A 22834-nucleotide genomic window follows, 5' to 3' on the forward strand; every position below is an offset into this window, starting at 1 on the left:
GGCCCGCGGCGTCGGCCGCCCGCCGCACCCGGCCCGTCGCCTGCTCCACGACCGACGGCTCCCCCTCGGTCCTGCGGCGCAGCCGGGCCCGTACGTCCGAGGGCCGCAGGGCGTGCCAGGCCACGCGGGCCCGGGGATGCGGCGCGGGCGTCGAGGCCACGCCGAGGGCGGCCCGGGCGCCGGAGAACAGGGCCACGGCGGCGCCGATGTCGACCGGCGCGTGCCGCAGCCCGGGCACCGGGGAGGGCCGACCGCGCCGGGACTCGCCGACGGCCACCATCAAGCCCGAGAGCGCAGCGCCGGACCGGGCGAGCGTCTGGGACCTGCGACCGATCTTGCGCGCGGCGGGTACGGCGGTGAGCAGTCGCCATACGTCGGCGAGTCCGCCCGTGGCCACGAGGTCCGCGGCCCACACCACCGGCGAGTCGTCGCCGTCCGCGAGCGCGACGGCCAGGTCGGAGCCCAGCAGTCCGGTCAGCACGTCGGTGTCGTCGGCCGACTCGGGACGGGCGACGGTGATCACGCAGCCGTGTTCGCGCAGCGACTCCACGACGTCGCGCAGCGGCCGGTCCCGTACGACGCGGTCGGCGAGGGCGGTGAAGTCCTCCAGAGCGGGATGGTCGACGACCACGACCCGAAGGCCGGCGTGGCGGGCGGCGTCCAGGACGGCCTCGGTCCAGGCGTCCGCGCTCTCCTCCTCGTCGGTGCACAGGGCGCTGGGATGCAGGACGAGCGTGCGGGCGGTCTCCAGCCGCCGTACCCGCTCCGCGTCCCGGACCAGCACTCCGGACCTGGCCAGGGCGCAGCCGAGGACCGCGTTGAAGGCGGCCGGTCCGTAGCGGGCGGCTTTGGGCGAGCCCGCGAGCACCGCTTCGGCGGCCTCCCCGGCGCTGTGCTTGACCAGCAGCGTCGCGGCGGCACCGACCATGCTGCCGGTCTCGGCGTGGTTGGCGTACTCGTGGGCGGGTGTGGAGCGCAGGGGCGGGCGCTCGCAGAGGTCGGGGGCCACGTCCGGGCGGTCGGGGTCGCAGAGCCGGTCGTGCAGGGTGTCGAAGGCGGCGGCCCGCGCCAGGGTCTCCGCCAGCTGGAAGGTGCGCAGGGTGCCGTCGAGCAGCAGCGAGGTCGGGGTCTGTCCGGCCCCGTGGGTCGCGGCGTTGGCGACCGCCAGCAGCAGGTCGGTGCGGGAACGGCCGACCCGGTCGCGCAGCCACCTGCGGAAGCGGGGGTTCTCCCGCAGCAGGGTCACGCCGGCGGTGACGAAGCGGGGCGAGGGCGGCAGCCGTAGCGCGTACGCGGTGAGGGCCGCCCCGGTGCCGGCCACGTCGGCCAGGAGCGCCGCGGCGGCCGTGCGGATGCCCTCGGGATCGCCGGGATGCACGAAGTCCTCGACGTCGTCGTCGCCCGGGCCGAGGCCGTGGCGTTCGGCGAGGGCGGTCGCCTTCTCCAGCACCTGATCCGTGACGGCTTCCTCGCGCGCGGCCACGACCAGCCGGGCCAGACCGCCGTCCCAGTAGGCGTACGCCACCTCCGGATGCTCGGCGAGGGCGACGGCCACCTTCCGCGCCGCCTGGGCGGTTCCGCCGTGGCGCCGCACGCACTCCGGCGCGGTGGGGCGCAGCGCGAGGTGCGCCCGTCGCCCGGACCGCCAGTGACGGTCGCCGCCCGGCAGCGCGTTGCGTGCGACGCGGCCGACCCGGACAGCGGCGTCGGCGCTCCTGACCCCGGCCCGTGCCGTCCCGGCCACGGCTCCGGCGGCGACGCCCGCGGCGGGCGCGGCTCCGCGCGCCAGCAGCCGGGGCCCGGCCAGCACGAGCCCGGCCACGGCGGCGGAGGGTCCGGTCAGCAGTCCCCGTCCCATGGCGCGCCTCAGCTGCCGCTACGGCTGCCGGGGCGCGCGGTGGACGCCTGGCCGGGAGATGTCTTTCCTGCCTTCTTGGCTTTCTTGGCCTTCTTGGCCATGGCCTTCTGTTTGGCGGCGGCACGCTTCTTGGAGCCGCCCTTCAGGGTGTCCTTCTGTGCGGCCGGCTGCCGGTCGGCCGCCGTGCTCCTACTTTCCGGTGTCTCTCCCGCGCGCGCTTCGTGCGGTCGCGGCTGGGTCAGCCAGGCCACAGCCGCACCGGTGACGGCGACCGGCCATTCCACCAGGCCCGTCACGCCGAGCACGCCGGCTCCGGTGTAGACCGCGATCCGCCGCCCACGGGGCGACACGCTGCCGATGGCGTCCAGCGCGCCCCCGGCGGCCCGGCCCACCGTGCCGGCGCCGGGGACCTTGCTCAGCGCCGAGGCCGTGGTGCGCAGCGGCTGCGGCAGGGTGGTCGACGATGTCTGCTCTGCCATGGCTTTCTCGCCTCCCGAGAGCGGGTCGCCTGCTTGATCCGGCGGGTTCCCGTGATTCGGATTTCGAAAAGGGAGGCCGGCGGTTCGGGGGAGGCGTCAGCGGTACGGCGCCGGGGCCCGGCCCCGACGGCCGCGAATTCAGCCGGTCGTGAAGGCGGCGCCGTCCACGGTGAAGGCGCCCGGGGCCGCGCTGTGGCCGGTGTGGGTCGCCTGATAGCCGGTGCTCACGCTCGCGTTCGGCGCGATCGCACTCACGCCCCGAAAGAATTCGCTCGGCCCGTCGGTCACGGCGACCGAAAGTGACCCACGCGAGACGTTGACCAGAAAGCGCTTTCCCTCTACCTTCCGTTCAACGGCGTGACCGGCCCCCACCCCAACGGGCACACACGTCGGCACTACTGAGGGATGGCGTTCAGCGTCATGTGCGCCGTTCATAGACGAGAACCGAAGGAAACCGAACAAGAGCCGAAAGATCTGACCCCACGCAGAGAAGGCATCGGGACATGACTTCACGAAGGACCAGGCGGCGCGCGCTGATCGGCGGGCTCGCCTCACTCGGCGTCACGGTTGGCATGATCACGACAGGAACGGCTCCGGCGGCGCACGCCGCCACCTGGCCGACTCCTACGGGCAGCCAGGCGGTGAGCGCCACGATCCCCGTCTCCGGGACGGTGGACGGCGGGATGAAGCGCTACTACGGCAGCGGCGACCTCGCCGGTGACGGCCAGGAGGAGGGCCAGGACCCGATCTTCCGGCTCGCGGCCGGCGCGACCCTGAAGAACGTCGTCATCGGCGCGCCCGGCGCCGACGGCATCCACTGCGAGGGCAACTGCACGCTGCAGAACGTCTGGTGGGAGGACGTCGGCGAGGACGCGGCCACCTTCCGGGGCGGCTCGACGTACACGGTGACCGGCGGCGGCGCCAAGAAGGCGGCCGACAAGGTCTTCCAGCACAACGGCCCCGGCACGGTGAACATCTCCAACTTCGCCGTCAGCGAGTTCAAGACGCTGTACCGCTCCTGCGGTGACTGCTCCACGCAGTACACGCGCCGGGTCAACCTCAGCAACATCGAGGTGACCGGCACCGGGAGCACCGCGCGTCTGGTCGGCATCAACGTCAACCGCAACGACGTGGCCACCCTGCGCGGCATCACGATCCTCAACGACGCGAGCCGCCGGGTCATCCCCTGCCAGAAGTACAACAACACCACCGCGGTGGGCACGGGCCCGGACAGCACCAACTGCCTGTACTCGACCTCGGACATCACGTACCGCTGATCCTCCCCCCGCGGTGAAGGCAGCCGTACGAAGTGTCCCCCCACGGCGCTTCGTACGGCCGCCGCGCCATTCCCGGCGTCCACGCGCGCGTGCTTCGCCGCGCCATTGCCGCCCGCACGGCGCCTCCGCACGGCCTGCGTGCCGTTCCCGGCCGCCAGGCGTGTGCACCTCGCCGGTCATTGCGGCCCGCAGCGCGTTGCCTAGCCTCGCCATTTCCGCCCGCACGCGCGCGTGCTTCGCCGCGTTATTCCCGCTCCACGCGAGCGCGTACCTGCTCGGTCACGTCGCGCAGATACCCGGTGTAGGCGGCGCGCAGCCGCGTTCCCGGCCAGTGGGCGGGGAGGAGTTCGGGCGGCAGTACGGGATCGGCCAGCAGATGGCGTACGACGGCGGCGAAGCCCGTGAAGCGTTCGGCGGGGCCCTTCGCCTCGGCGACGTGGGCCAGCAGCGCCCGCGCGGTCGCGGCCCACTCCTCCAGGGGCCACAGCGTCTCGGCCAGCTCCCGCGCGGGAGTGGCGGGTCGGGCGGTGTAGTGCTGGGCCACGGGGTCGAGGTCCGGCGGGAGGGGCCGGGTGAGGTTGGCTGGGCGCAGCCAGACGCCCTCGCGGAGTTCGGCCAGGCGCAACGCGGTCAGCCGGGCGCGCAGTTCGGCCCGCTCGGCGGGACCGCGGCCGGTCGCGGTGATCACGACCATCTCCCACTCGCCGTCCCACGCGCGCGTGCGGGGCCGTACCGCCTCGTCCTGGCGGCGCTGACGCTCCAGCAGCCGGTCGCTGAGCCGGTAGACGGTGTCCGCGCGCTGGAGGTCCCCGGCCGCCACCATTCGACTGAGCGCGGCCCGCACCGTGGAGCCGCCCACCCCGAAGGGCTCCACCCCGCGCACGAGGTCCTTCACCGGCAGCTCCGGCGGATGACTGCCGAGCAGCAGGCTCAGCACGACGGAGCGAGCGGACAGCGGCCGCAGGGCCGGTTCGACCGCCTCGGGCGCCCCAGCCGTGTCGTTCGTCCCCATGGCCGTACTGTACGGCGCCGATCTTCATGTTGCACTATTGCTGCGGTCGCAGTGAAAGTGCAACACTCACCGCATGGTCCCGACACCCGAGCACGAGCCGTACGCCACGCACGACGTCACCAACCAGCCCTCTCCCCTGGCCCCTTACGACGCCTCCGAGGACACGGCCCTGCTCGAAGGGCTGCGCCGCGAGGGCGCCGGATGGGCCGAGGGGGACGTCCGGCGGCTCGGCCGCGCGGCCGGTGGGGCCGAGGCCCAGGAGTGGAGCGAGCGGGCCAACCGCCACGAGCCGGAACTGCGCACCCACGACCGGTACGGCCACCGCGTCGACGAGGTCGAGTTCCACCCGAGCTGGCACGAGCTGATGCGGGTCGCGGTCAGCGAGGGCCTGGCCGCGGCGCCCTGGGCCGATGAGCGGCAGGGCGCCCATGTCGCCCGTTCCGCGGCCGGTCTGGTGTGGGGGCACACCGACGCCGGACACGGCTGCCCGACGTCGATGACGTACGCCGCCGTCCCCGCGCTGCGCGCCCAGCCGGACCTCGCCAAGATCTACGAACCCCTGCTGACCAGCCGGGAGTACGACCCCGGGCTGCGCGTGCCGACCGAGAAGCGGGGCCTGCTCGCGGGCATGGGGATGACCGAGAAGCAGGGCGGCTCCGACGTCCGCACCAACACCACCGCCGCCACGCCGACCGCGGAACCCGGTGTGTACACCCTGCGCGGCCACAAGTGGTTCACCTCGGCACCCATGTGCGACGTGTTCCTGGTGCTGGCCCAGGCGCCGGGCGGGCTGTCGTGCTTCCTGGTGCCGCGCGTGCTGCCCGACGGCACCCGCAACACCTTCCGCGTCCAGCGCCTGAAGGAGAAGCTGGGCAACCGGTCCAACGCCTCCTGCGAGCCGGAGTTCGACGGGACCGTGGCCTGGCTGGTCGGGCCCGAGGGACGCGGGGTCAAGACCATCATCGAGATGGTCAACTGCACCCGCCTGGACTGCGTGATGATGTCGGCGGCGCTGATGCGCAAGACGCTCGTCGAGGCCGGGCACCACACGCGTCACCGCAGCGCGTTCGGGGCACGCCTCCTCGACCAGCCGCTGATGCGCAATGTTCTGGCCGACCTGGCCCTGGAGTCCGAGGCCGCCACCACCCTCACCCTGCGTCTGGCGGGAGCCGCCGACCGGGCGGTGCGCGGCGACGCCGGTGAGGCCGCGTTCCGCCGGATCGCCACCGCCGTCGGCAAGTACTGGGTCACCAAGCGGGGCCCGGCCTTCACGGCGGAGGCGCTGGAGTGCCTCGGCGGCAACGGCTACGTGGAGGAGTCGGGCATGCCGCGCCACTACCGCGAGGCCCCGCTGCTGTCGATCTGGGAGGGCTCGGGCAATGTCAACGCCCTCGACGTGCTGCGCGCCCTCGGCAGGGAACCCGGCGTTGCCCAGGCCCTGTTCGACGAACTCGCCCTGGCCCAGGGGGCGGACGCCCGGCTGGACGCGGCCGTGACCCGGCTCAAGAACATGCTCTCCGAGGCCTCGCAGAGCGGCGCCCGGCGCCTGGTCGAGCTGATGGCCATGGCACTCCAGGCGTCCCTGCTGGTCCGGCACGCCCCGCCCGCGGTCGCCGACGCGTTCTGCGCGAGCCGGCTGGGCGGCGACTGGGGACACGCCTTCGGCACGCTGCCGGACGGGGTGGACGTGACGGGAATCGTGGACCGCGCGCTGCCGCACTGACTGGTTCGCACACAGTCACAGCCTGATTCCGCCCCGTTGTCAGTGCCGTGGTGCAGACTCCGAACCAGGTGGTTTTTGCCTGGGGAGGACTACGTGTTCACGGGGATCGACGAGGTCGACTGGGCCTCGATGCACCATGCGTACGGCAGCGCCGAGGACGTGCCCGCCTTACTGAGGGGCCTGGCCTCGGCGGACCTCGCCGAGCGTGAGACCGCGCTCGACGGCCTCTACGGCGCCGTGCACCACCAGGGAGACGTGTACGACTCGACGCTGGCCTGCGTGCCGTTCCTGTTCGCCCTCGCGGCGTGCCCGCTCGTGCCGGACCGGGGCGCCGTCGTGGAGCTGCTGGTCAGCATCGGCGGTGAGGGCGACGGTCCGTCCGCCGTACGGGCGGGCGCCGAGGTCTTCGTCCAGCTCGCCGGGGACCCGGACGCCGGGGTGCGCCGGACCGCGCCGGGCGCGCTCGTGCGGTTCCTCGACGAACCGGCCCGCGTGCTGGGTCTGTTGCGGGAGCGGATCACCGTCGAGCGGGACGACCGCGTGCTGCTCGCCCTCACCGAGAGCCTCGGTCTCTTCGCCCGGAGACACCCCGCGCACGCCGACGCCGCGGTGGACCTCCTGGCCGCGCAGTGCGCGCTGCCCTACGGGCCCGACCTGCGCCTCGCGGCGCTGGGCCAACTCGCGGCCTGCGCCCCGGATCGGATACCGGCCGACCTGGTCCCCGTCGCCGTGGAGCTGCTGCGGGAGCGGTCACGGAGGCGGGCCTGCCGGTCGGTGGCGTGCGCCCGCCCGCACAATACCGACACCCTCGTCGGCCGACTGCGCCGACTGCGGCCCTCGGACGAGGAGGGCTCGCAACTGCTGCGCACCCTCCACCGCGCGCTCGACGGCCGGACGGCCGACCGGACCGCCCTACTGGTGGGCCAGTTGAGCAGCCCGGACTGGGCCGACCGCTGCAACGCGGTGTGGATGGCCGGCACGCTGTTCCGTACCTGGCGCGGCGATTTCAGCCAACCCGTGGCCCTCATCGGGGCCCAACTGGCCGCCGAGGAGGACCGGTTGCGGGACGCGGCGGTGGCCGCGCTCAAGCAGCTGTTCGGTCTGGCCGCACCCGCGGCGGACGATCTGCACACCCTGGTGCGGGCCCGGCCCTCCCTATGGGTACGGCAGTGGCAGCACGGGGCACCGACCTTGGGCGATACGCTCCGTGCGCTGGTCCGGTCCGGGGATGCCCGGGCGGTGCCGGTACTGGGCGAGGTGCTCGCCGGGGTCGTGGTGCCGGACGACCTGGGCCACGAGATCCCCTGGCTGGGTGCCGCGGCGGCTCCCTTGGCCCCGGCACTGCGTCGCCGCCTCGGCTCGCTCGCCCTCGACGACCCCGAGACGCCTGGGAAGGCAGGACCCTTGCTGCGGGCGCTCACCGTGCTGGGCCACGCGGAGGCGGTGCCGGAGACGCTCCGGCTGCTGGAGGGCGGCGACCGCTCGCGAGGGATGCTGATCGAGTCCACGGTCACCGCGCTCGGCGCGTGGGGCTCCGGCGCGCGGGAGGCGATACCGGTGCTGCGGGGGCTGCTGGGCACGGAGTACGCGGTGCCGGCGGCGGCCGCACTGCTCTCCGTCGAGGAAGAGCCCTCCGCTGTACTGCCGGTCCTGCTGTCCGAGTTGGCGGATCCCGAGGCCCGCCGGTGGGGCGTGGCCGCCGAGGCGCTGGGACGGCTGGGGCCGGTGAGCGAGGCAGCGCTGCCTGAGTTGCGCCGGGCGGCGGAGTCCGCCGGATCGGCGGAGCAGCGGGCGACGGCCGCGGGTGCGCTGTGGCGGATCGGCGGCGAGACGGAGACGGCTCTCCCAGTGCTGCGCTCCGTCTGGGGGGAGAAGCCGCACCTGCGCCGATCGGTCGCCGCATGCCTGCGCGCGATGGGCCCGGCGGGCGCGCCGCTGCGGGACCTGCTGGAGACCGAACTGGTCACGCCTCGGCGGCACACGGCCCATGCCGACGGCCACGGCAGTCATGACATCGCCCACGACGAGGAGCTGTTGAGGATGTGCCGGGAGGTGCTGGAGGTCCTGTAGGGCGCGGCGGTTCTCGGTGCAAGGAGCCTCGGTCCAGAGGGATCTCGGTGGCAGGGTGCTCGGTCCCGGGGGTCTCGCTCCCGGGGTCCGCGGCCCGGGGCATCTCGGTGCAAGGAGCCTCGGTCCAGAGGGATCTCGGTGGCAGGGTGCTCGGTCCCGGGGGTCTCGCTCCCGGGGGATCTCGTTCGCGCGGCAAGGCTCGCGGCGCGCGGGACGGGGCCCGCGGACGCTGCACGGGATATGCGGGCGCAGCCCACGGAGCCCAGGGTTCTCGGCCCGGGGTTCTCAGCCCAGGGTTCTCAGCCCGGGGTTCTCGGCCCGGGGTTCTCAGCCCAGGGTTCTCAGCCCAGGGTTCTCAGCCCAGGGTTCTCGGCCCGGGGTTCTCAGCCCGTCGTGCGGCCGCCCCACCGCGGGCCGAACCGGGCCCACTCGGCGTCCCACCGGGCGATGCGGTGGCGTTCCAGGCGGCCGCGCAGCATGCGGCCACCCACAAAGGGGACGAGCGCCGCGCTCGCTCCCACCAGCCCGCCGGCCAGGACGGCCCGCGCGCGGGCCTGGGTCGCGGTGGCGGGCTCGGTGACCAGGCGGCCGACACGGTCCGTCCACACGGTGACCGGGGTGCCCGCTCCGCTGTCCGGGCCGACCCTGGCCTGCCCGGTGCGCTCGGACCCGTCCGGGGCCGTCCAGCGGACCTTCGCCCAGATCTGCTCGCCGCCCGAGGTCGCGGGCGCCCGATCCATGAGCCGGGCCTGGACCGGACGCCACTCGGCGCGCTCACGGGCCAGGCTCTCCTCGATCGACGCGGCCGCCGCGAGACCGGCCGTGACCCCGACGACGACGGTGACCGCCCAGACCCCGAGCAGCACCCAGGACTCCACCGCGTCGGCCCGGCGCTTGAGCGGATTGCGCCGCCAGCGCCACAGCCACACCCTCGGACCTCGCCACGCCATCGCGGGGTTCCTCCTCATGCGCACACCACCCTGCCGGACCCGTCCTCCCATACGGCGGACGGCCTCCCGATGCTCACGACGGCCGTCGATCGCGCGCGCCGACCGCCGTGACCCCGACCCTGGCACCGGCCGCGGGCAACGGCGGTTGTCTTCCCGGAATCGCCCCCGCCGATCCGGACGGCGGTCTATCATCGCCGCGCTGACCTGCGACGAAGCCGTTTCCAGAGGTGACTGTCAGTGCCGGGGTGCAGACTGGCCCGTGTCTGAGACGAAGACGTCGCGGAGGTGTTCGGCATGACCGAGGTACTGCTGGCCGTGGGCACGCGCAAGGGCCTGTTCATCGGGCGGAAGCGGGGTGACGCCTGGGAGTTCGACGAGAGCCCGTACTTCAACGCTCAGGCGGTGTACTCGGTCGCCATCGACACCCGGGGTACGCGACCGCGGCTCCTGGCCGGCGGGGACAGCGCGCACTGGGGCCCGTCCGTGTTCCACTCCGACGACCTGGGCCGCAGCTGGACCGAACCGGCCCAGCCCGCCGTCAAGTTCCCCAAGGACACCGGGGCTTCACTGGAGCGGGTCTGGCAGCTGCACCCGGCGGCGGCCGAACCGGACGTGGTCTACGCGGGCACGGAACCGGCCGCGCTGTACCGCTCGGAGGACCGCGGCGAGACCTTCGAGCTGGTCCGCCCGCTGTGGGAGCACCCCACCCGCTCCCAGTGGGTGCCGGGCGGCGGCGGAGAGGGGCTGCACACCGTGCTCACCGACGCGCGCGACCCGCGATCGGTGACCGTGGCCGTGTCCACCGCGGGCGTCTTCCGCACCTCGGACGGCGGCGCGAACTGGGCGCCCTCCAACTCCGGTGTGTCCGCGGTGTTCCTGCCCGATCCCAACCCGGAGTTCGGCCAGTGCGTGCACAAGGTGGCGCGGGACGCGGCGACCCCGGACCGGCTGTACCTGCAGAACCACTGGGGGGTGTACCGCAGCGACGACGCGGGCGCGACCTGGACGGACATCGGCGAGGGACTGCCGTCCACGTTCGGCTTCGCGGTGGCCGCCCATCCGCACCGGGGTGACACGGCCTACGTCTTCCCGATCAACGCCGACGCGGACCGGGTGCCCGCCGGCCGGCGCTGCCGGGTCTTCCGCACCGGGGACGCGGGCAAGACCTGGGAGGCGCTGTCGGCGGGGCTGCCGCAGGAGGACCATTTCGGCACCGTGCTGCGCGACGCCCTGTGCACGGACGACGCGGACCCGGCGGGCGTGTACTTCGGCAACCGCAACGGCGAGGTGTTCGCCTCCTCCGACGACGGCGACAGCTGGCGCCAGTTGGCCTCGCACCTGCCCGATGTGCTGTGCGTGCGCGCGGCGGTGATCGGATGAGCCGCACCGGCTTACGGTCCGGCCTTGGCCACCGGTTGATCTCCGCCGCGTGTACGGCAGTAGGGTGACGCCCGTGGCACCACGACCCTTGCATGAAATCGTCGAACCGGGCTGGGCGAAGGCCCTGGAACCCGTCGCCGGACGGATCGCCGAGATGGGCGACTTCCTGCGCGCGGAGATCGCCGCGGGACGTACCTATCTCCCCGCCGGACCCAACGTCCTGCGGGCCTTCCAGCAGCCCTTCGACGAGGTGCGGGTCCTGATCGTCGGACAGGACCCGTATCCGACACCGGGACACGCGGTGGGACTGTCGTTCTCGGTCGCGCCCGAGGTGCGGCCGCTGCCCGGCAGCCTCATCAACATCTTCCGCGAGCTCCACACCGACCTCGGGCTTCCGCAGCCGTCCAGCGGCGATCTGACGCCCTGGACGCAGCAGGGGGTGCTGCTGCTCAACAGGGCGCTCACCACGGCCCCGCGCAAGCCCGCCGCGCACCGGGGCAAGGGCTGGGAGGAGGTCACCGAGCAGGCGATACGGGCGCTCGCCGCACGCGGCAAGCCACTGGTGTCGGTCCTGTGGGGCCGGGACGCCCGCAATCTGCGCCCGCTGCTCGGCTCCCTGCCGTCGGTGGAGTCCGCCCACCCCTCTCCCATGTCGGCGGACCGCGGATTCTTCGGCTCGCGCCCGTTCAGCAGGGCCAACGACCTGCTGATCCAGCAGGGTGGTCAGCCGGTGGACTGGCGCCTGCCGTGACCGAGGCCCGCGGACTCCTCGCCGTCGACTCCGGGGGCTCCGGTCTGCGGGTCGTCGTCGGCACCGTCGACCGGGGCGTACTGGCCCGGCGGGAGTCCCGTGAGCCGGTGCGCACCGGGGCCCGCGGGATCGATCCCGGGCATCTGATGGAGCAACTGGTTCCATTGGTGCGGGAGTTGATTGCCGAGGCGCACCTCGCCGACTTGGACACCGCTGTGATCGGGGCGGCGGGGCTCGCCACTCTCGGCGACGCCCTGCGCGCGGAGCTTCCGGCCGCGCTGGGGCGGGAGTTCGGGGTCCGCAGGGTCGCGCTGGCCGCAGACGCGGTCACCGCCTACACCGGCGCCCTCGGACTCGAGGCGGGCGCGGTCGTGGCGGCCGGTACGGGTCTGATCGCCATCGGCACCGACCTGACGCGCTGGCACCGGGCGGACGGTTGGGGGCATCTGCTCGGCGACTGCGGCGGCGGGGCGTGGATCGGGCGGGCGGGCCTCGAGGCGGCGCTGCGCGCGTACGACGGGCGGCCCGGCGGATCGGCCGCACTGCTCGCCCGCGCCGAGAAGCTGTTCGGAGCGCTGCCCGGGCTGCCCGGGCAGTTGTACCCCCGGCCCGACCGCCCGGCCGTCCTCGCCTCCTTCGCTCCCGAAGTGGCCGCGTGTGCCGAGGACGAGCCGGTGGCCGGGGGCATCCTCCGGGAAGCGGCTCGCTGCATGGCCGAGTCCGCGGCGGCCGTCTGCCCGGCCGAGGGGGAGCCCCGAGTCGCGCTCACCGGCGGGCTGTTCAAGATGGGCGCCGCCCTCCTCGTACCGCTGGAGGAGGAGTTGGCGGCCCGGCTACCGCACGCGCGGCGGGTTCGGGCCGACGGGGATCCATTGTCGGGGGCGGTGCGCATCGCGACCGAGCTGGCCTCCGGGCGGCTCACTCTGCCGAGTGATGGGGCGATGCTCTCCGTGGTGACGTCGTGGTGAGCACATGGTGACCGACCTGTTGACCGACGCGTTGACCGACAAGGAGGACTGATCGCCTACGCCGCCCGGTTCCGCAACGCGCGTAACTCATCAGACAAAACCGGACGGATACCGCTCACCTGCACCCTCCCCGAACAGGGGAACCCCGGAAACCAGTAACATGCGGCGCCATGAGCTCCCCCACTGGGCCCGCGTCCGGCCTGCCAGTACGAATGCCGCGCCCCCGCCAGCCCGGGCGGCACCGCCGACCCGAACCCCTGGCCGCTCCCGAGGGCGCGCCCGCGCTCGTCCTCGCGGTGCCGGGCACGCCGGGCGCCGCCACGCGCAGCCTCGCCGAGGAGGTCGTGAGCATCGCCCGCTCCGAGCTCCCCGGCCTTGACGCCCGGATCGGGTACCTCGACGGGGACGACGCGGAGTTCCCCACCCTCCAGACCGTGCTCGCGCACACCGCCCAGGAGCGCACCGCCCGCTACGAGCAGGCGCTCGCCGCGGGCGTCGAGGCCAAGGCGCCCGAAGGCCCCGTGGCGGTCGTGGTGCCCCTGCTGGCCGGTCCGGACAACGCGCTGCTGCGCCAGGTCCGCCAGGCCGTGATGGAGAGCCGGGTCGCGGCCGATCTGACCGACGCGCTCGGCCCACACCCGCTGCTCGCCGAGGCGCTGCACGTGCGCCTGTCGGAGGCCGGGCTGGCCCGCGCCGACCGCGCCCGCCTCTTCACCGTGGCGACCGCCGCCGACGGCATCATCCTGGCCTCCGTGGGTGGCGAGGAGGCCGTGCAGGCGGCCGGGATCACGGGCATGCTGCTCGCCGCGCGCCTCGCCGTGCCGGTCATGGCGGCCGCCCTGGACCAGGAGGGTTCGATCGCCTCCGTCGCCGAGCAGCTGCGCGGTTCCGGTTCGCAGCAGCTGGCGCTCGCGCCGTACCTGATAGGGCCCGAGATCGACCCGGCGCTGATCGAGGACGCGGCCAAGGAGGCGGGCTGCCCCGCCGCCGAGGCGCTCGGTCCCTACCCGGCGATCGGCAAGCTGGCCCTGGCCAAGTACACGACGGCACTGGGCATCGCGCCCCAGCAGCCGCAGGGCACGCCGGTCCGCTGACGGCGCCCACCAGCCCACAGCACGACGGAAAGGGCCCGCTCCACGCATGGGAGCGGGCCCTTCGTCGTACGCGCGCGGTCGGCCTGCCCGGGATGAGCGGATCAGCCCCCGGGACTCAGCCGACCAGCCGCCCAGGGACGCAGCTGATCAGCACGTCAGCCGCCCCAGCCGCCCCGGAGCTCAGCTCAGCCAGTCCCACGCTCAGCCGGTCCCGGAGCTCAGCCGATGACCACGCAGGATGCCGCCGGGACCTCGATCGAGGCGACGTAGCGCGGTAGGCCCGAGGCCGGGTCCACGGCGAACCAGGCCACGTCGCCGGAGCGCTCGTTGGCGGCGTACAGGAACCCGCCGGCCTCGGTGAGGGCCCGGGGCCAGTGGCCGCGGCAGGGCACCGTGCCGAGCAGCCGGAGCCCCTCCCCCTCGACGGCGAACGCGGACAGGACGTCCTCGCCGCGGGTCGCGGTCCACAGGAAGCGGCCGTCGGGCGAGACGACGATGCCGGAAGGGTAGGCGTCGCCCGCCGGGGCGCCCGGCAGCACCTGGGCCTCGTACAACGGCTTCAGGGAGCCGTCGACGGCGTCCCAGCGGCACACGGTGACGGTGGGGGTGAGTTCGTTGACCACGTACGCGTAGGAGCCGTCCGGGTGGAAGGCCAGGTGCCGGGGGCCCGAGCCGGGCCGCAGGGCGTACTCGCCGTGGACGTCGAGGCGACCGTCGACCAGCGTGCAGACCCGGACCGAGTCGGTGCCGAGATCCACGCTGACGGCCCAGCGGCCGCTGGGGTCGGCCTGGACCTGGTGGGCGTGCGGGCCGTGCTGGCGGGGTGTGTGCGGGCCCGAGCCGCTGTGCGCGAGGACGGCGGAGGCGGCGTCGGCGAGGGAGCCGTCGGGACGCACGCGGACGGCGCTGACGCTTCCGGAGCCGTAGTTCGCGGTCAGGACGTGTCCGGCGTACAGGCCGAGATGCGTGGGGCCGCTGCCGGACACGGGGGTGGGCGGCCCGAGGAGTTCGGGCTTGTCGCCGTCCACGCGGTACGCGGCCACCGCGCCCTCGGTCGTCTCGCTGACGGCGTAGAGCGTGCCGCCGTCGGGCGCCAGGGCCAGATAGGACGGGTCGGGCACGTCGTCCGCGCCGGCGCGAACGGTCAGTGCCCCGCTGTCGGCGTCCACGGCCGCCGCCACGATCCCCGGCCCCCCTGCCGCCGTGAACGACCCGATGAAAGCCCGCCTGCCACCGTCTGCCACCACTGTCCCCTCTCGGTCGGGTGCGTCCGGAGCTGACGGTAGCAGTCGATCACGCGCGGTCTAGACCAAGTCACCCACATGCTGAAGGGCGGCGTCCCCTGGCACCTCGGCGGGGTCCTACGCCCCGACCAGGGGCGATCCCGTCGGAGTCCGCAGCGGGGCGGCGAGTTCCGCGAGGGCCCGCTCCAGGCCGTGCAGGTGGGTCAGGGCCGGTTCCGCCGTCGGCGGGTGTGTCGCGGGGTCCGCGGGCCGCTCCGAGCCGCCACCCGTGAGGGCCTCCACCGCCGCCTCCACGCGCCAGCAGGCCGCGGCGAGGCGGGCGTCGTGCGAGGCCACCGGATCGGCGGCCACCGCGACCAGGCCGCGGATCTCGCGGGCGCAGTCGTCGAGCAGGGCCAGCACCCGGCGGGCGCGTCGCTTGCGGCCGAGCATCGGGTTGAGCGGGTGCACCAACGGGGCCACCGACAGGCGGACCCGGCCGAGCAGCTGCTCCAGCTCGGCCACGCGCACGGCGGGGTCGGCGGTCGGGGAGCCCGCCAGGCGGGCGGCGGCCTCGGCGGTCGCGGCGTGGACACAGCGCAGGGCGCGCTGGATCCAGGCGTCCGTGACGGCGTGGGTCGTCACCGGCAGCACGAACAGCACCGCGAGCACCGCGCCGAGCGCGCCCACGCCGGTCTCCGCGGCCCGCAGCGCCAGCAGCGCGGGATCGAGGACGCCGAGCAGGCCGTAGAGGAGCTCGGCGAGGAGCGTGACGCAGAGCATCATCCAGGTGTACGACACGGCGGCGGTGTAGAAGATGCCGAAGACGCAGACGGCGAGGATGGCGGCCGTGGGGACCGGGGCGCCGTCCAGCGGGACCGCGACGGCGAGTCCGAGGCCGATGCCGATCACCGTGCCGAGGACCCGGCGGAAGCCGCGGACCAGGGTCTCGCCGCGGGAGGTGGTGTTGACGAAGACCCACCAGGTCGCGCCGACGGCCCAGTACCAGCGCTCACCGGAGACCAGCTGGCCCACGACGAGGGCGAAGCCCGCGCCGGCGGTCGCCTGGACGGCCTGGCGGGTGGTCACCCGGGCCAGACCGGTGCCGCCGGGCGGCGCGGGCACCGCGGCCGGGGGCATGCGGCGCTCGTAGCACCACAGGCCGAAGCGCACCGCGGCGGCGACGGCGAGGGACAGGAGTACGGCGGCGTAGAGCTCGGGGAGGTGACGCGGGGTCGCCTGGAGGAACTGCGCGACGAAGTACGTCATGAACGCGAAGACGCCGAGGCTGTGGCCGCGGGGCCCCCAACGGCGCGCGTACACCCCCGCGCCGACGACAGCGAGGAAGGTCAGGTCGCGGGCGAGCGGCTGGTTGTGCAGCTCGGCCGCCGCGGCGAGCACCGGCAGGCCGACCAGCGGGAGCAGCGCGGTGGTGACCGCCTGCCCGCGCACGGTGGCGTCGGTGACGGTGAACAGGGCGAGCAGCGCGGCAAGGCCACCAGTGACGGCGCCCACGAGGGAGTGCCCGGCAAGGCCGCAGACCACGACGGCGAGACCGATGCCGACGACGGCCCGCGCGGCGAAGCGCAGCCGCGCCCGCCCCGGGTCCGGCGCCACGAACACCCTCTTCAGCACTGCTTTCCGCCCCCTGCTCAGTCACGGCATGAAAAAGGCGCCGCGGGGTCCGCAGCGCCATCGACCGTGCCATTGCAGCATCCGTCCGGCTGCTGGCTCAAGTGGCCTCGCCTATGCTGGGCCATTGGCACAGAGAAACGGGTCCGGTGTCGCCCACCCGCGGGCCAACGGACCACACGCGAGGAGGCCGGCCCGATGGCCGTGGACGAGCTCGACACCCGCATCCTGCGGCTGCTGCTGGAGCAGCCGCGCACCAGCGTGCGCGAGTACGCCCGGATCCTCGGGATCGCCCGCGGCACTCTCCAGGCCCGCCTCGACCGGCTGGAACGGGACGGCGTGATCACCGGCAGCGGCCCCGCCCTGTCCCCCGGCGCCCTCGGCCACCCCGTGCTGGCGTTCGTGCACATCGAGGTCACCCAGGGTCACCTCGACGACGTGGGCGACGCGCTGGCGGCCGTGCCGGAGATCGTCGAGGCGTTCTCGATCACGGGCGGCGGGGATCTGCTGACCCGCGTGGTCGCGCGGGACAACGCGCACCTGGAGGACGTGATCCAGAAACTGATCAGTCTGCCGGGAGTGGTGCGCACCCGCACCGAGGTGGCCCTGCGCGAGCGGGTGGCGCACCGGCTGCTGCCCCTGGTGGAGTCGGTGGGCCGCTCAGCGCGCAGGTGAGCCTTGGCATGCTGGACGGCATGAGCGATCTCGGCACCCTCTCGGTCATCTTCGATCTCGACGGAACGCTCGTGGACAGCGAGCCGAACTACTACGAGGCGGGTCGCCGGACCCTCGCCGAGCACGGCGTGCCGGACTTCTCCTGGACCGAGCACGAGGGTTACGTCGGCATCAGCACCCTGGAGACGGTCACCGCCTGGAAGGCCCGCTACGGGCTGCGGGCCTCGGTGGAGGAGCTGCTCGCCGCGAAGAACCGCCGCTATCTCGAGCTGGCCCGCGCCGGCACGCGCGCGTACCCGGAGATGCGGAAGTTCGTGGAGCTGCTGGCGTCCGACGGGATCCCGATGGCGGTGGCTTCCGGCTCCTCGCGGGAGGCGATCGAGGCGGTGCTCGCCGGCACCGGTATGGACGCCCACCTGCGCACCGTCGTCTCCGCCGAGGAGGTCGCCCAGGGCAAGCCCGCCCCCGACGTCTTCCTGGAGGCAGCCCGCCGACTGGGCGCCGAACCCACGGACTGCGTGGTCCTGGAGGACGCCGCACCGGGTGTCGCCGCCGCACACGCGGCCGGGATGCGCTGCATCGCGATCCCGTACGTCGCCGCTCACGCGGACGCACCCGAGTTCGCGACGGCCGGGCTCCTGCTGCGCGGCGGTCAGGGGGAGTTCACGGCACGGACGGCGTACGACTGGCTCGCGGGCGCGGTCTGAGACGAGGCAACCATCGGCCCCTCCCGGTGGTCTTGTGGGCGTGACCGAGATGATCAACGGACTGCCGTGCTGAGGCTACGCCGGCGCCCGCGCGGCGAGCTGGTCCACGTGTACGAGCTCTACCGGCTGCACAGGCGAGGGGAAGGCGCGGAGCGGACCGGCCGGTTGTTCACCGTGGCCGCGCGACTGGCCGCGGGCGCCGCGGTGTCCCTCGGGTGGCTGGCCGGGTTCCTGCTCTGGTGGCATCCCGACCGGGCGGGGTCGCGGACGGCACTGGCGGTCGGCGGCGCGGCGCTGGGCTGCGGCATGCTGTGGGCCGTACTGCTGGGGCGGGCCGTGCGCTGGCTGCGGCGCGGCCTCGTCGCGGACGCGGGCAGCGAGCCGCCACGGGTGGCCGGCCTGATGCCCGACGGCTGGGGTGACCCCGAGTGGCTGTGGAACACGTTGCGGATCGCGAATCTGGTGCTGATGTGCGTCCCGATCGCGGGGCTGGTACTGGCGCTCGGCGCCGCGGCGGCGCCCTCGGACTTCGAGGAGGGGCTGCGCGTGGGGCGGTGGCCGGTCACCGGCGTCGCTCTGTTGATGACGGGCCTCATGGGCGGGATCGTCGGCGGGCTCTCCGTCGGTCTTGGCGCCCCGGAGAAGGACTGCTGGACCGTCCGCGGGGCCGTGGGCTGGCTGACGCTGTACGGACTGCCGTTCGCGCTGGCGGCGCCGTGGCTGGCAGGCCTGCACGAGACATGGTCGGGCGCGCTCGCCTGTCTGGCCGCGTTGTGGCTGCTCATCGCACCGGTGAACAAGGTCGCCAAGGAGATCCCGGGCGTGTCCTCGGACTGAACGGCCGGAACTGATCGCTCCGGACCCGTTGCCCCTCAGCCGCCTCGTTCCTATCGTCTGGTCGATCACTCGTACATTGTTCGCTATATCGAACATCAACTACGACGTGGATTCACCGAGGAGCACCCATGGCACCGCCCCTCTCCAGACGATCCCTCCTCCAGGCCACGACGACCGCCGCGGCCGCACCAGCCCTCGCCCCGTTGTGCCGCGCCGCGGCCGCCGTCCCGTCAGTCGCCCAGGAGGTGGCCGTCCCCGTCCCGCCCGCGTGGACCGTGCGGCCCTTCACGCTCGACCAAGTCGCCCTCGGGCCGGGCGTCTTCGCCGACAAGCGCGCGTTGCTGCTCGACCACGCCCGTGGCTACGACGTCAACCGGCTGCTCCAGGTCTTCCGTGCCAACGCCGGCCTGCCCACCGGCGACGCCGTCGCCCCCGGCGGCTGGGAGGGCCTGGACGGCGAGGCCAACGGCAACCTCCGCGGGCACTACACCGGCCACTTCATGACCATGCTCGCCCAGGCCTGGGCCGGCACCGGCGAACAGGTCTTCGCCGACCGCCTGCGCACCATGATCGGGGCGCTGATCAAGGTGCGCGAGGCGCTGCGCGGGGACCCGGTCGTGCTCAGCACCGAAGGAAGGTTCGGTACGGCCGCCGAGAACGTGCGCGGCTCCCACCAGTACGTCGACCTGCCCTCCGGAGTCCTCGGCGGCGCCTCCGCGGTCACCCTGTCCGCCTGGGTCAAGCCCACCCACCACAGCTCCTGGGCCCGCGTCCTCGACTTCGGCGACGACACCACCCGCTACCTGTATCTGGCCGCCCGCAATGCCGACGGCGTCCCCCGCTTCGCCATCACCACCGCGGGACCAGGCGCCGAGCAGGGCCTCAACGGCACGGCCGCGCTGCCGCTGAACCAGTGGAGCCACCTCGCCGTCACGATCGCGGGCGGCACCGGCGTTCTTTACGTCAACGGCACCGAGGCCGCCCGGAACACCGCGATGACCCTTACCCCGACCGCCCTCGGCACGCCCGCCCACCACTGGCTGGGCCGCTCCAACTACCCGGCCGACCCCGTCTTCGCGGGCGCCTTCGACGAGTTCAACGTCTGGTCCCGGGAGCTGACGGCCACCGAGGTCACCGCGTTGCAGGGCAGCCGGGCCGCCGACAGCCCCGCCGGACGCGGCGACCTGGCGTCGTACGCCTTCGACGAGACGTCCGGCGGGACCTTCCCGGACGCCTCCGGTCGCGGTCTGAGCGCCACGCTGCGCCGCACCTGGGGCGCCCCCAGCCACCCCGGGTTCCTGGCGGCGTACCCGGAGACGCAGTTCATCGACCTGGAGTCGAGGACCAGCAGCGACTACACGAAGGTGTGGGCGCCGTACTACACCGCGCACAAGATCCTCCGAGGTGTGCTCGACGCCCATCTCGCCACCGGCGACGCCCGGGCCCTGGACCTGGCGTCCGGCATGTGCGACTGGATGCACTCCCGGCTGTCCCAGCTGCCGGAGGCCACCCGGCAACGCATGTGGGGGCTGTTCTCCAGCGGTGAGTTCGGCGGCATCGTCGAGGCGATCTGCGATCTGCACGCGATCACCGGCAAGGCCCAACACCTCGCGCTGGCCCAGCTGTTCGACCTCGACCGGCTCATCGACTCCTGCGCGGCGAACACCGACGTCCTGGACGGCCTGCACGCCAACCAGCACATCCCGATCTTCACCGGCTACCTGAGGCTGTACGACGCCACCGGCGAGCGGCGCTGTCTCGATGCCGCCCGCAACTTCTGGGACATGGTCGTCCCCCACCGCATGTACGGCATCGGCGGCACCAGCACGGGTGAGTTCTGGAAGGCGCGGGACGTCGTCGCGGGCACGATCGGCGCCACCACCGCCGAGACCTGCTGCGCGTACAACATGCTGAAGCTGAGCCGGACGCTCTTCTTCCACGAGCAGGCGCCGAAATACATGGACTACTACGAGCGGGCGCTCCACAACCAGGTGCTCGGCTCCAAGCAGGACCGGGCCGACGCGGAGAAGCCGCTGGTCACCTACTTCATCGGGCTGACCCCGGGGCACGTCCGGGACTACACCCCCAAGCAGGGCACCACCTGCTGCGAGGGCACCGGCATGGAGAGCGCCACCAAGTACCAGGACTCGGTGTACTTCGCCAAGGCGGACGGCACCGCCCTCTACGTCAACCTGTTCAGCCCCTCCACGCTGACCTGGGCGGATAAGGGCATCACCGTCCGGCAGACCACTCGCTACCCGGAGGAGCAGGGGACCACGATCGCCGTCGGCGGCGGCTCCGCGGCCTTCGACCTCAAGCTGCGGGTGCCGTCCTGGGCGACGGCCGGGTTCCGCGTGACGGTCAACGGCCGTGCCGTGTCCGGCACTCCGACGCCCGGCACCTACTTCACGGTGTCCCGCACCTGGCGCGCCGGCGACACGGTGCGCGTCGCCGTCCCCTTCCGGCTCCGGGTGGAGAAGGCCCCGGACGACACGAGGACACAGGCCCTCTTCTACGGTCCGGTGAACCTGGTCGGCCGCAACTCCTCAACCGGCTACCTGGAATTGGGGCTCTACCGCAACGCCGCTCTCTCCGGCGATCTGCTGCCCTCGCTGACCCCGGTCGCGGGCAGACCGCTCCACTACACCCTCAGCGGCACGGAGTTCGCTCCCTTCGCCGAGGGCACCGAGGACCCGACCCATGCCTACTTCCGCCGCGTGGAACCCCAAGTGCTCTTCGGGACCCTCGACTCCGGTGTCGCGAATCCGGCGAGGTCCGACGGCACCACTTTGCTGGACGACATCTGGGCCGGGGCGCCCTTCGCCGGCAAGGGCGCGCTCGTCGCGCGGGTGCGCTCCACCGTGGACGCGTGGGTGACGGCGGGCCTGCTCGGCGCGGCCGACGGGCGGGCGGTCGTGACCACGGCACAGCGCGCCACCTACGCTCCCTAGTGCCGCTCCACGTTCTCCGGACCGCTCCGCGCTCCCTGACCGCTACGACCTGCGGCGCGGCTTTCCGCCGCCGCGTCGCGGGGTGCCGCCCTTGCCCGACCGCTGGGTCTTCCCGGCGGCGGGCTTGCGGCGGGCCTGCTGCGCGGGCTTGGATTTGGGCTGGGCCTTGGGCTGATCCGGGGTGCGGCCACGGGTGCTGTTGACGGTACGGCCGCGGACGACGCCGATGAAGTCCTCGACCAGGTCGGTGGTGGCCTCCTCGGGCCAGGACAGGGCGATGCCCGACTGGGGGACGTCCACCAGGGTGCGGTAGGTGAGGTCCTTGCGGTGGTGGAGGCGGGCCAGCGACTGGGGGACGACGAGCAGGCCGATATTGGCCGCGACCAGCTCCACGGCGTCCGCGGTGGTGGCGGGGCGCTCGAAGCCGGGCTGCCCCGGCGGACGCTCCCACTCCAGGACGTCGTCCAGCGGATGGAAGACGACCTCGTCGGCCAGGTCCTCGGCGGTGACCTCCTCGACGGCCGTCACCTCGTGGTCCTTGGGCACCACCACGACCGTGGTCTCGGTGTAGAGGGGGATCGCGCTGAAGAACGTACGGTCGACCGGCAGCCGCACGAACCCGGCGTCGGCGCGGCCGTCCCGCAGAACCCGGGGGGCCTCCTCGGCGGTGACCGCGAGGAGCTCCAGGGGGATGTCGGGGTAGCGCTCGCTCCAGATCCGCACCCACTTCGAGGGTGTCACTCCGGGAACGTACGCGAGCCGGAACGAGAGGGGTGCTTCCGAGCCTGTCACCTGGCCAGGTTACCCGCCGTGGTCGGCGGCCGTTCACTCACTCGATACCCTTGACCCATGACGCAGCACCAGAGCACCCAGACGATGAAGCCCGCCACCGCGGCCAAGAAGCTGGGTGTGTACCTCGAGGCCACCCCCGCGGAGTTCCGGGAGGGCGTGGTCTCGCGCGCCGAGCTGAACGCGCTCCAGGCGGACCCGCCGGAGTGGCTGCGGGAGCTGCGGCGCACCGGCCCGCACCCCCGCCCGGTGGTCGCCGCGAAGCTCGGCGTCTCCATCGCGGGCCTCGCCCGGGGCGGGGTCACCGAGCCCCTCACCACCGAGCAGATCGACGCCCTGAAGCAGGAGCAGCCGGAGTGGCTCCAGAAGGAGCGCGCCACCCAGGCCGAGGTCCGCAAGGAGACGGCCCGCATCAAGCAGAAGCAGGCCGAGCGGGCGGACCGGCGGGACTCCTGACC

18 protein-coding genes and 1 pseudogene are annotated in these 22834 nt (G+C 73.6%); 12 read left to right on the forward strand and 7 right to left on the reverse strand.

Annotation, left to right across the window (positions count from 1 at the left end):
* Together ACWDRW_RS36285 and ACWDRW_RS36290 are read right to left on the reverse strand one after the other, a co-directional pair.
* Positions 1-1858: pseudogene (locus ACWDRW_RS36285) on the reverse strand (cation-translocating P-type ATPase); the annotation flags it as partial.
* A gap of 8 nt (positions 1859-1866) precedes the next feature.
* A complete protein-coding gene (locus ACWDRW_RS36290) occupies positions 1867-2337 on the reverse strand; it encodes a hypothetical protein (protein ID WP_451731516.1) in 471 nt (156 codons plus the stop codon).
* A 503-nt stretch (positions 2338-2840) separates the two neighbouring features.
* Between ACWDRW_RS36290 and ACWDRW_RS36295 the strand changes: the two genes are divergently transcribed.
* Positions 2841-3614, forward strand: a complete 774-nt coding sequence (locus ACWDRW_RS36295; protein ID WP_451731519.1) for a pectate lyase — start codon at positions 2841-2843, stop codon at positions 3612-3614.
* A 244-nt stretch (positions 3615-3858) separates the two neighbouring features.
* Here the strand turns inward: ACWDRW_RS36295 and ACWDRW_RS36300 are convergent, their stop codons facing one another.
* The gene (locus tag ACWDRW_RS36300; protein ID WP_451731522.1) at positions 3859-4626 is read right to left on the reverse strand and encodes a PaaX family transcriptional regulator C-terminal domain-containing protein; all 768 of its coding nucleotides are present in this window, start codon (positions 4624-4626) and stop codon (positions 3859-3861) included.
* 73 nt (positions 4627-4699) lie between these two features.
* Between ACWDRW_RS36300 and ACWDRW_RS36305 the strand changes: the two genes are divergently transcribed.
* Both ACWDRW_RS36305 and ACWDRW_RS36310 read left to right on the forward strand, forming a co-directional pair.
* Complete coding sequence (locus ACWDRW_RS36305; protein WP_451731525.1) at positions 4700-6349, forward strand: acyl-CoA dehydrogenase family protein; 1650 nt, start codon at positions 4700-4702, stop codon at positions 6347-6349.
* 93 nt (positions 6350-6442) lie between these two features.
* Positions 6443-8419 (forward strand): HEAT repeat domain-containing protein, encoded by a 1977-nt coding sequence (locus ACWDRW_RS36310; RefSeq protein WP_451731527.1) that lies wholly within the window; start codon positions 6443-6445, stop codon positions 8417-8419.
* A gap of 383 nt (positions 8420-8802) precedes the next feature.
* Here ACWDRW_RS36310 and ACWDRW_RS36315 read toward each other — a convergent pair whose 3' ends face one another.
* Positions 8803-9369 carry an Rv1733c family protein gene (locus ACWDRW_RS36315; protein WP_451731529.1) on the reverse strand — a complete coding sequence of 189 codons (567 nt, stop codon included), beginning with the start codon at positions 9367-9369 and terminating at the stop codon, positions 8803-8805.
* Between the two features lie 294 nt (positions 9370-9663).
* On the opposite strand from ACWDRW_RS36315, the gene ACWDRW_RS36320 reads away from it, so the two are divergent.
* The 4 genes from ACWDRW_RS36320 to ACWDRW_RS36335 all read left to right on the forward strand — a co-directional run bounded on the left by ACWDRW_RS36320 (position 9664) and on the right by ACWDRW_RS36335 (position 13562).
* Positions 9664-10749 carry a WD40/YVTN/BNR-like repeat-containing protein gene (locus ACWDRW_RS36320; RefSeq protein ID WP_451731532.1) on the forward strand — a complete coding sequence of 362 codons (1086 nt, stop codon included), beginning with the start codon at positions 9664-9666 and terminating at the stop codon, positions 10747-10749.
* A 73-nt stretch (positions 10750-10822) separates the two neighbouring features.
* Positions 10823-11500: a uracil-DNA glycosylase gene (locus ACWDRW_RS36325; protein WP_451731534.1), complete on the forward strand. Its 678-nt coding sequence runs from the start codon at positions 10823-10825 to the stop codon at positions 11498-11500.
* Positions 11497-12468, forward strand: coding sequence for an N-acetylglucosamine kinase (locus ACWDRW_RS36330; protein WP_451731537.1), 972 nt, complete (start codon positions 11497-11499; stop codon positions 12466-12468). The genes ACWDRW_RS36325 and ACWDRW_RS36330 overlap by 4 nt, the downstream gene beginning before the upstream one ends.
* Before the next feature lie 170 nt (positions 12469-12638).
* On the forward strand, positions 12639-13562 hold the full coding sequence (locus ACWDRW_RS36335) for a sirohydrochlorin chelatase (RefSeq protein ID WP_451731540.1): 924 nt from the start codon (positions 12639-12641) through the stop codon (positions 13560-13562).
* Positions 13563-13780: 218 nt separating this feature from the next.
* On the opposite strand, the gene ACWDRW_RS36340 is transcribed toward ACWDRW_RS36335, so the two are convergent.
* Complete coding sequence (locus ACWDRW_RS36340) at positions 13781-14806, reverse strand: lactonase family protein (protein WP_451731543.1); 1026 nt, start codon at positions 14804-14806, stop codon at positions 13781-13783.
* Between the two features lie 117 nt (positions 14807-14923).
* Positions 14924-16420, reverse strand: coding sequence for an FUSC family protein (locus ACWDRW_RS36345; protein WP_451731546.1), 1497 nt, complete (start codon positions 16418-16420; stop codon positions 14924-14926).
* A 195-nt stretch (positions 16421-16615) separates the two neighbouring features.
* On the opposite strand from ACWDRW_RS36345, the gene ACWDRW_RS36350 reads away from it, so the two are divergent.
* The 4 genes from ACWDRW_RS36350 to ACWDRW_RS36365 all read left to right on the forward strand — a co-directional run bounded on the left by ACWDRW_RS36350 (position 16616) and on the right by ACWDRW_RS36365 (position 21587).
* Positions 16616-17092 (forward strand): Lrp/AsnC family transcriptional regulator, encoded by a 477-nt coding sequence (locus ACWDRW_RS36350; protein ID WP_451731549.1) that lies wholly within the window; start codon positions 16616-16618, stop codon positions 17090-17092.
* A gap of 20 nt (positions 17093-17112) precedes the next feature.
* The gene (locus tag ACWDRW_RS36355; protein ID WP_451731552.1) at positions 17113-17799 is read left to right on the forward strand and encodes an HAD family hydrolase; all 687 of its coding nucleotides are present in this window, start codon (positions 17113-17115) and stop codon (positions 17797-17799) included.
* A gap of 66 nt (positions 17800-17865) precedes the next feature.
* Entirely contained in the window at positions 17866-18636 is a 771-nt protein-coding gene (locus ACWDRW_RS36360; protein ID WP_451731555.1) for a hypothetical protein, read from the forward strand.
* 128 nt (positions 18637-18764) lie between these two features.
* Positions 18765-21587 (forward strand): beta-L-arabinofuranosidase domain-containing protein, encoded by a 2823-nt coding sequence (locus ACWDRW_RS36365; protein WP_451731558.1) that lies wholly within the window; start codon positions 18765-18767, stop codon positions 21585-21587.
* A 42-nt stretch (positions 21588-21629) separates the two neighbouring features.
* Here the strand turns inward: ACWDRW_RS36365 and ACWDRW_RS36370 are convergent, their stop codons facing one another.
* Positions 21630-22379: a LysR family substrate-binding domain-containing protein gene (locus ACWDRW_RS36370; RefSeq protein ID WP_451731560.1), complete on the reverse strand. Its 750-nt coding sequence runs from the start codon at positions 22377-22379 to the stop codon at positions 21630-21632.
* A gap of 57 nt (positions 22380-22436) precedes the next feature.
* Between ACWDRW_RS36370 and ACWDRW_RS36375 the strand changes: the two genes are divergently transcribed.
* Positions 22437-22832: a DUF5997 family protein gene (locus tag ACWDRW_RS36375; protein ID WP_451731561.1), complete on the forward strand. Its 396-nt coding sequence runs from the start codon at positions 22437-22439 to the stop codon at positions 22830-22832.
* The last annotated feature ends 2 nt before the right edge of the window (positions 22833-22834 follow it).

It is taken from the genome of Streptomyces sp. NPDC003635, from assembly GCF_053587635.1.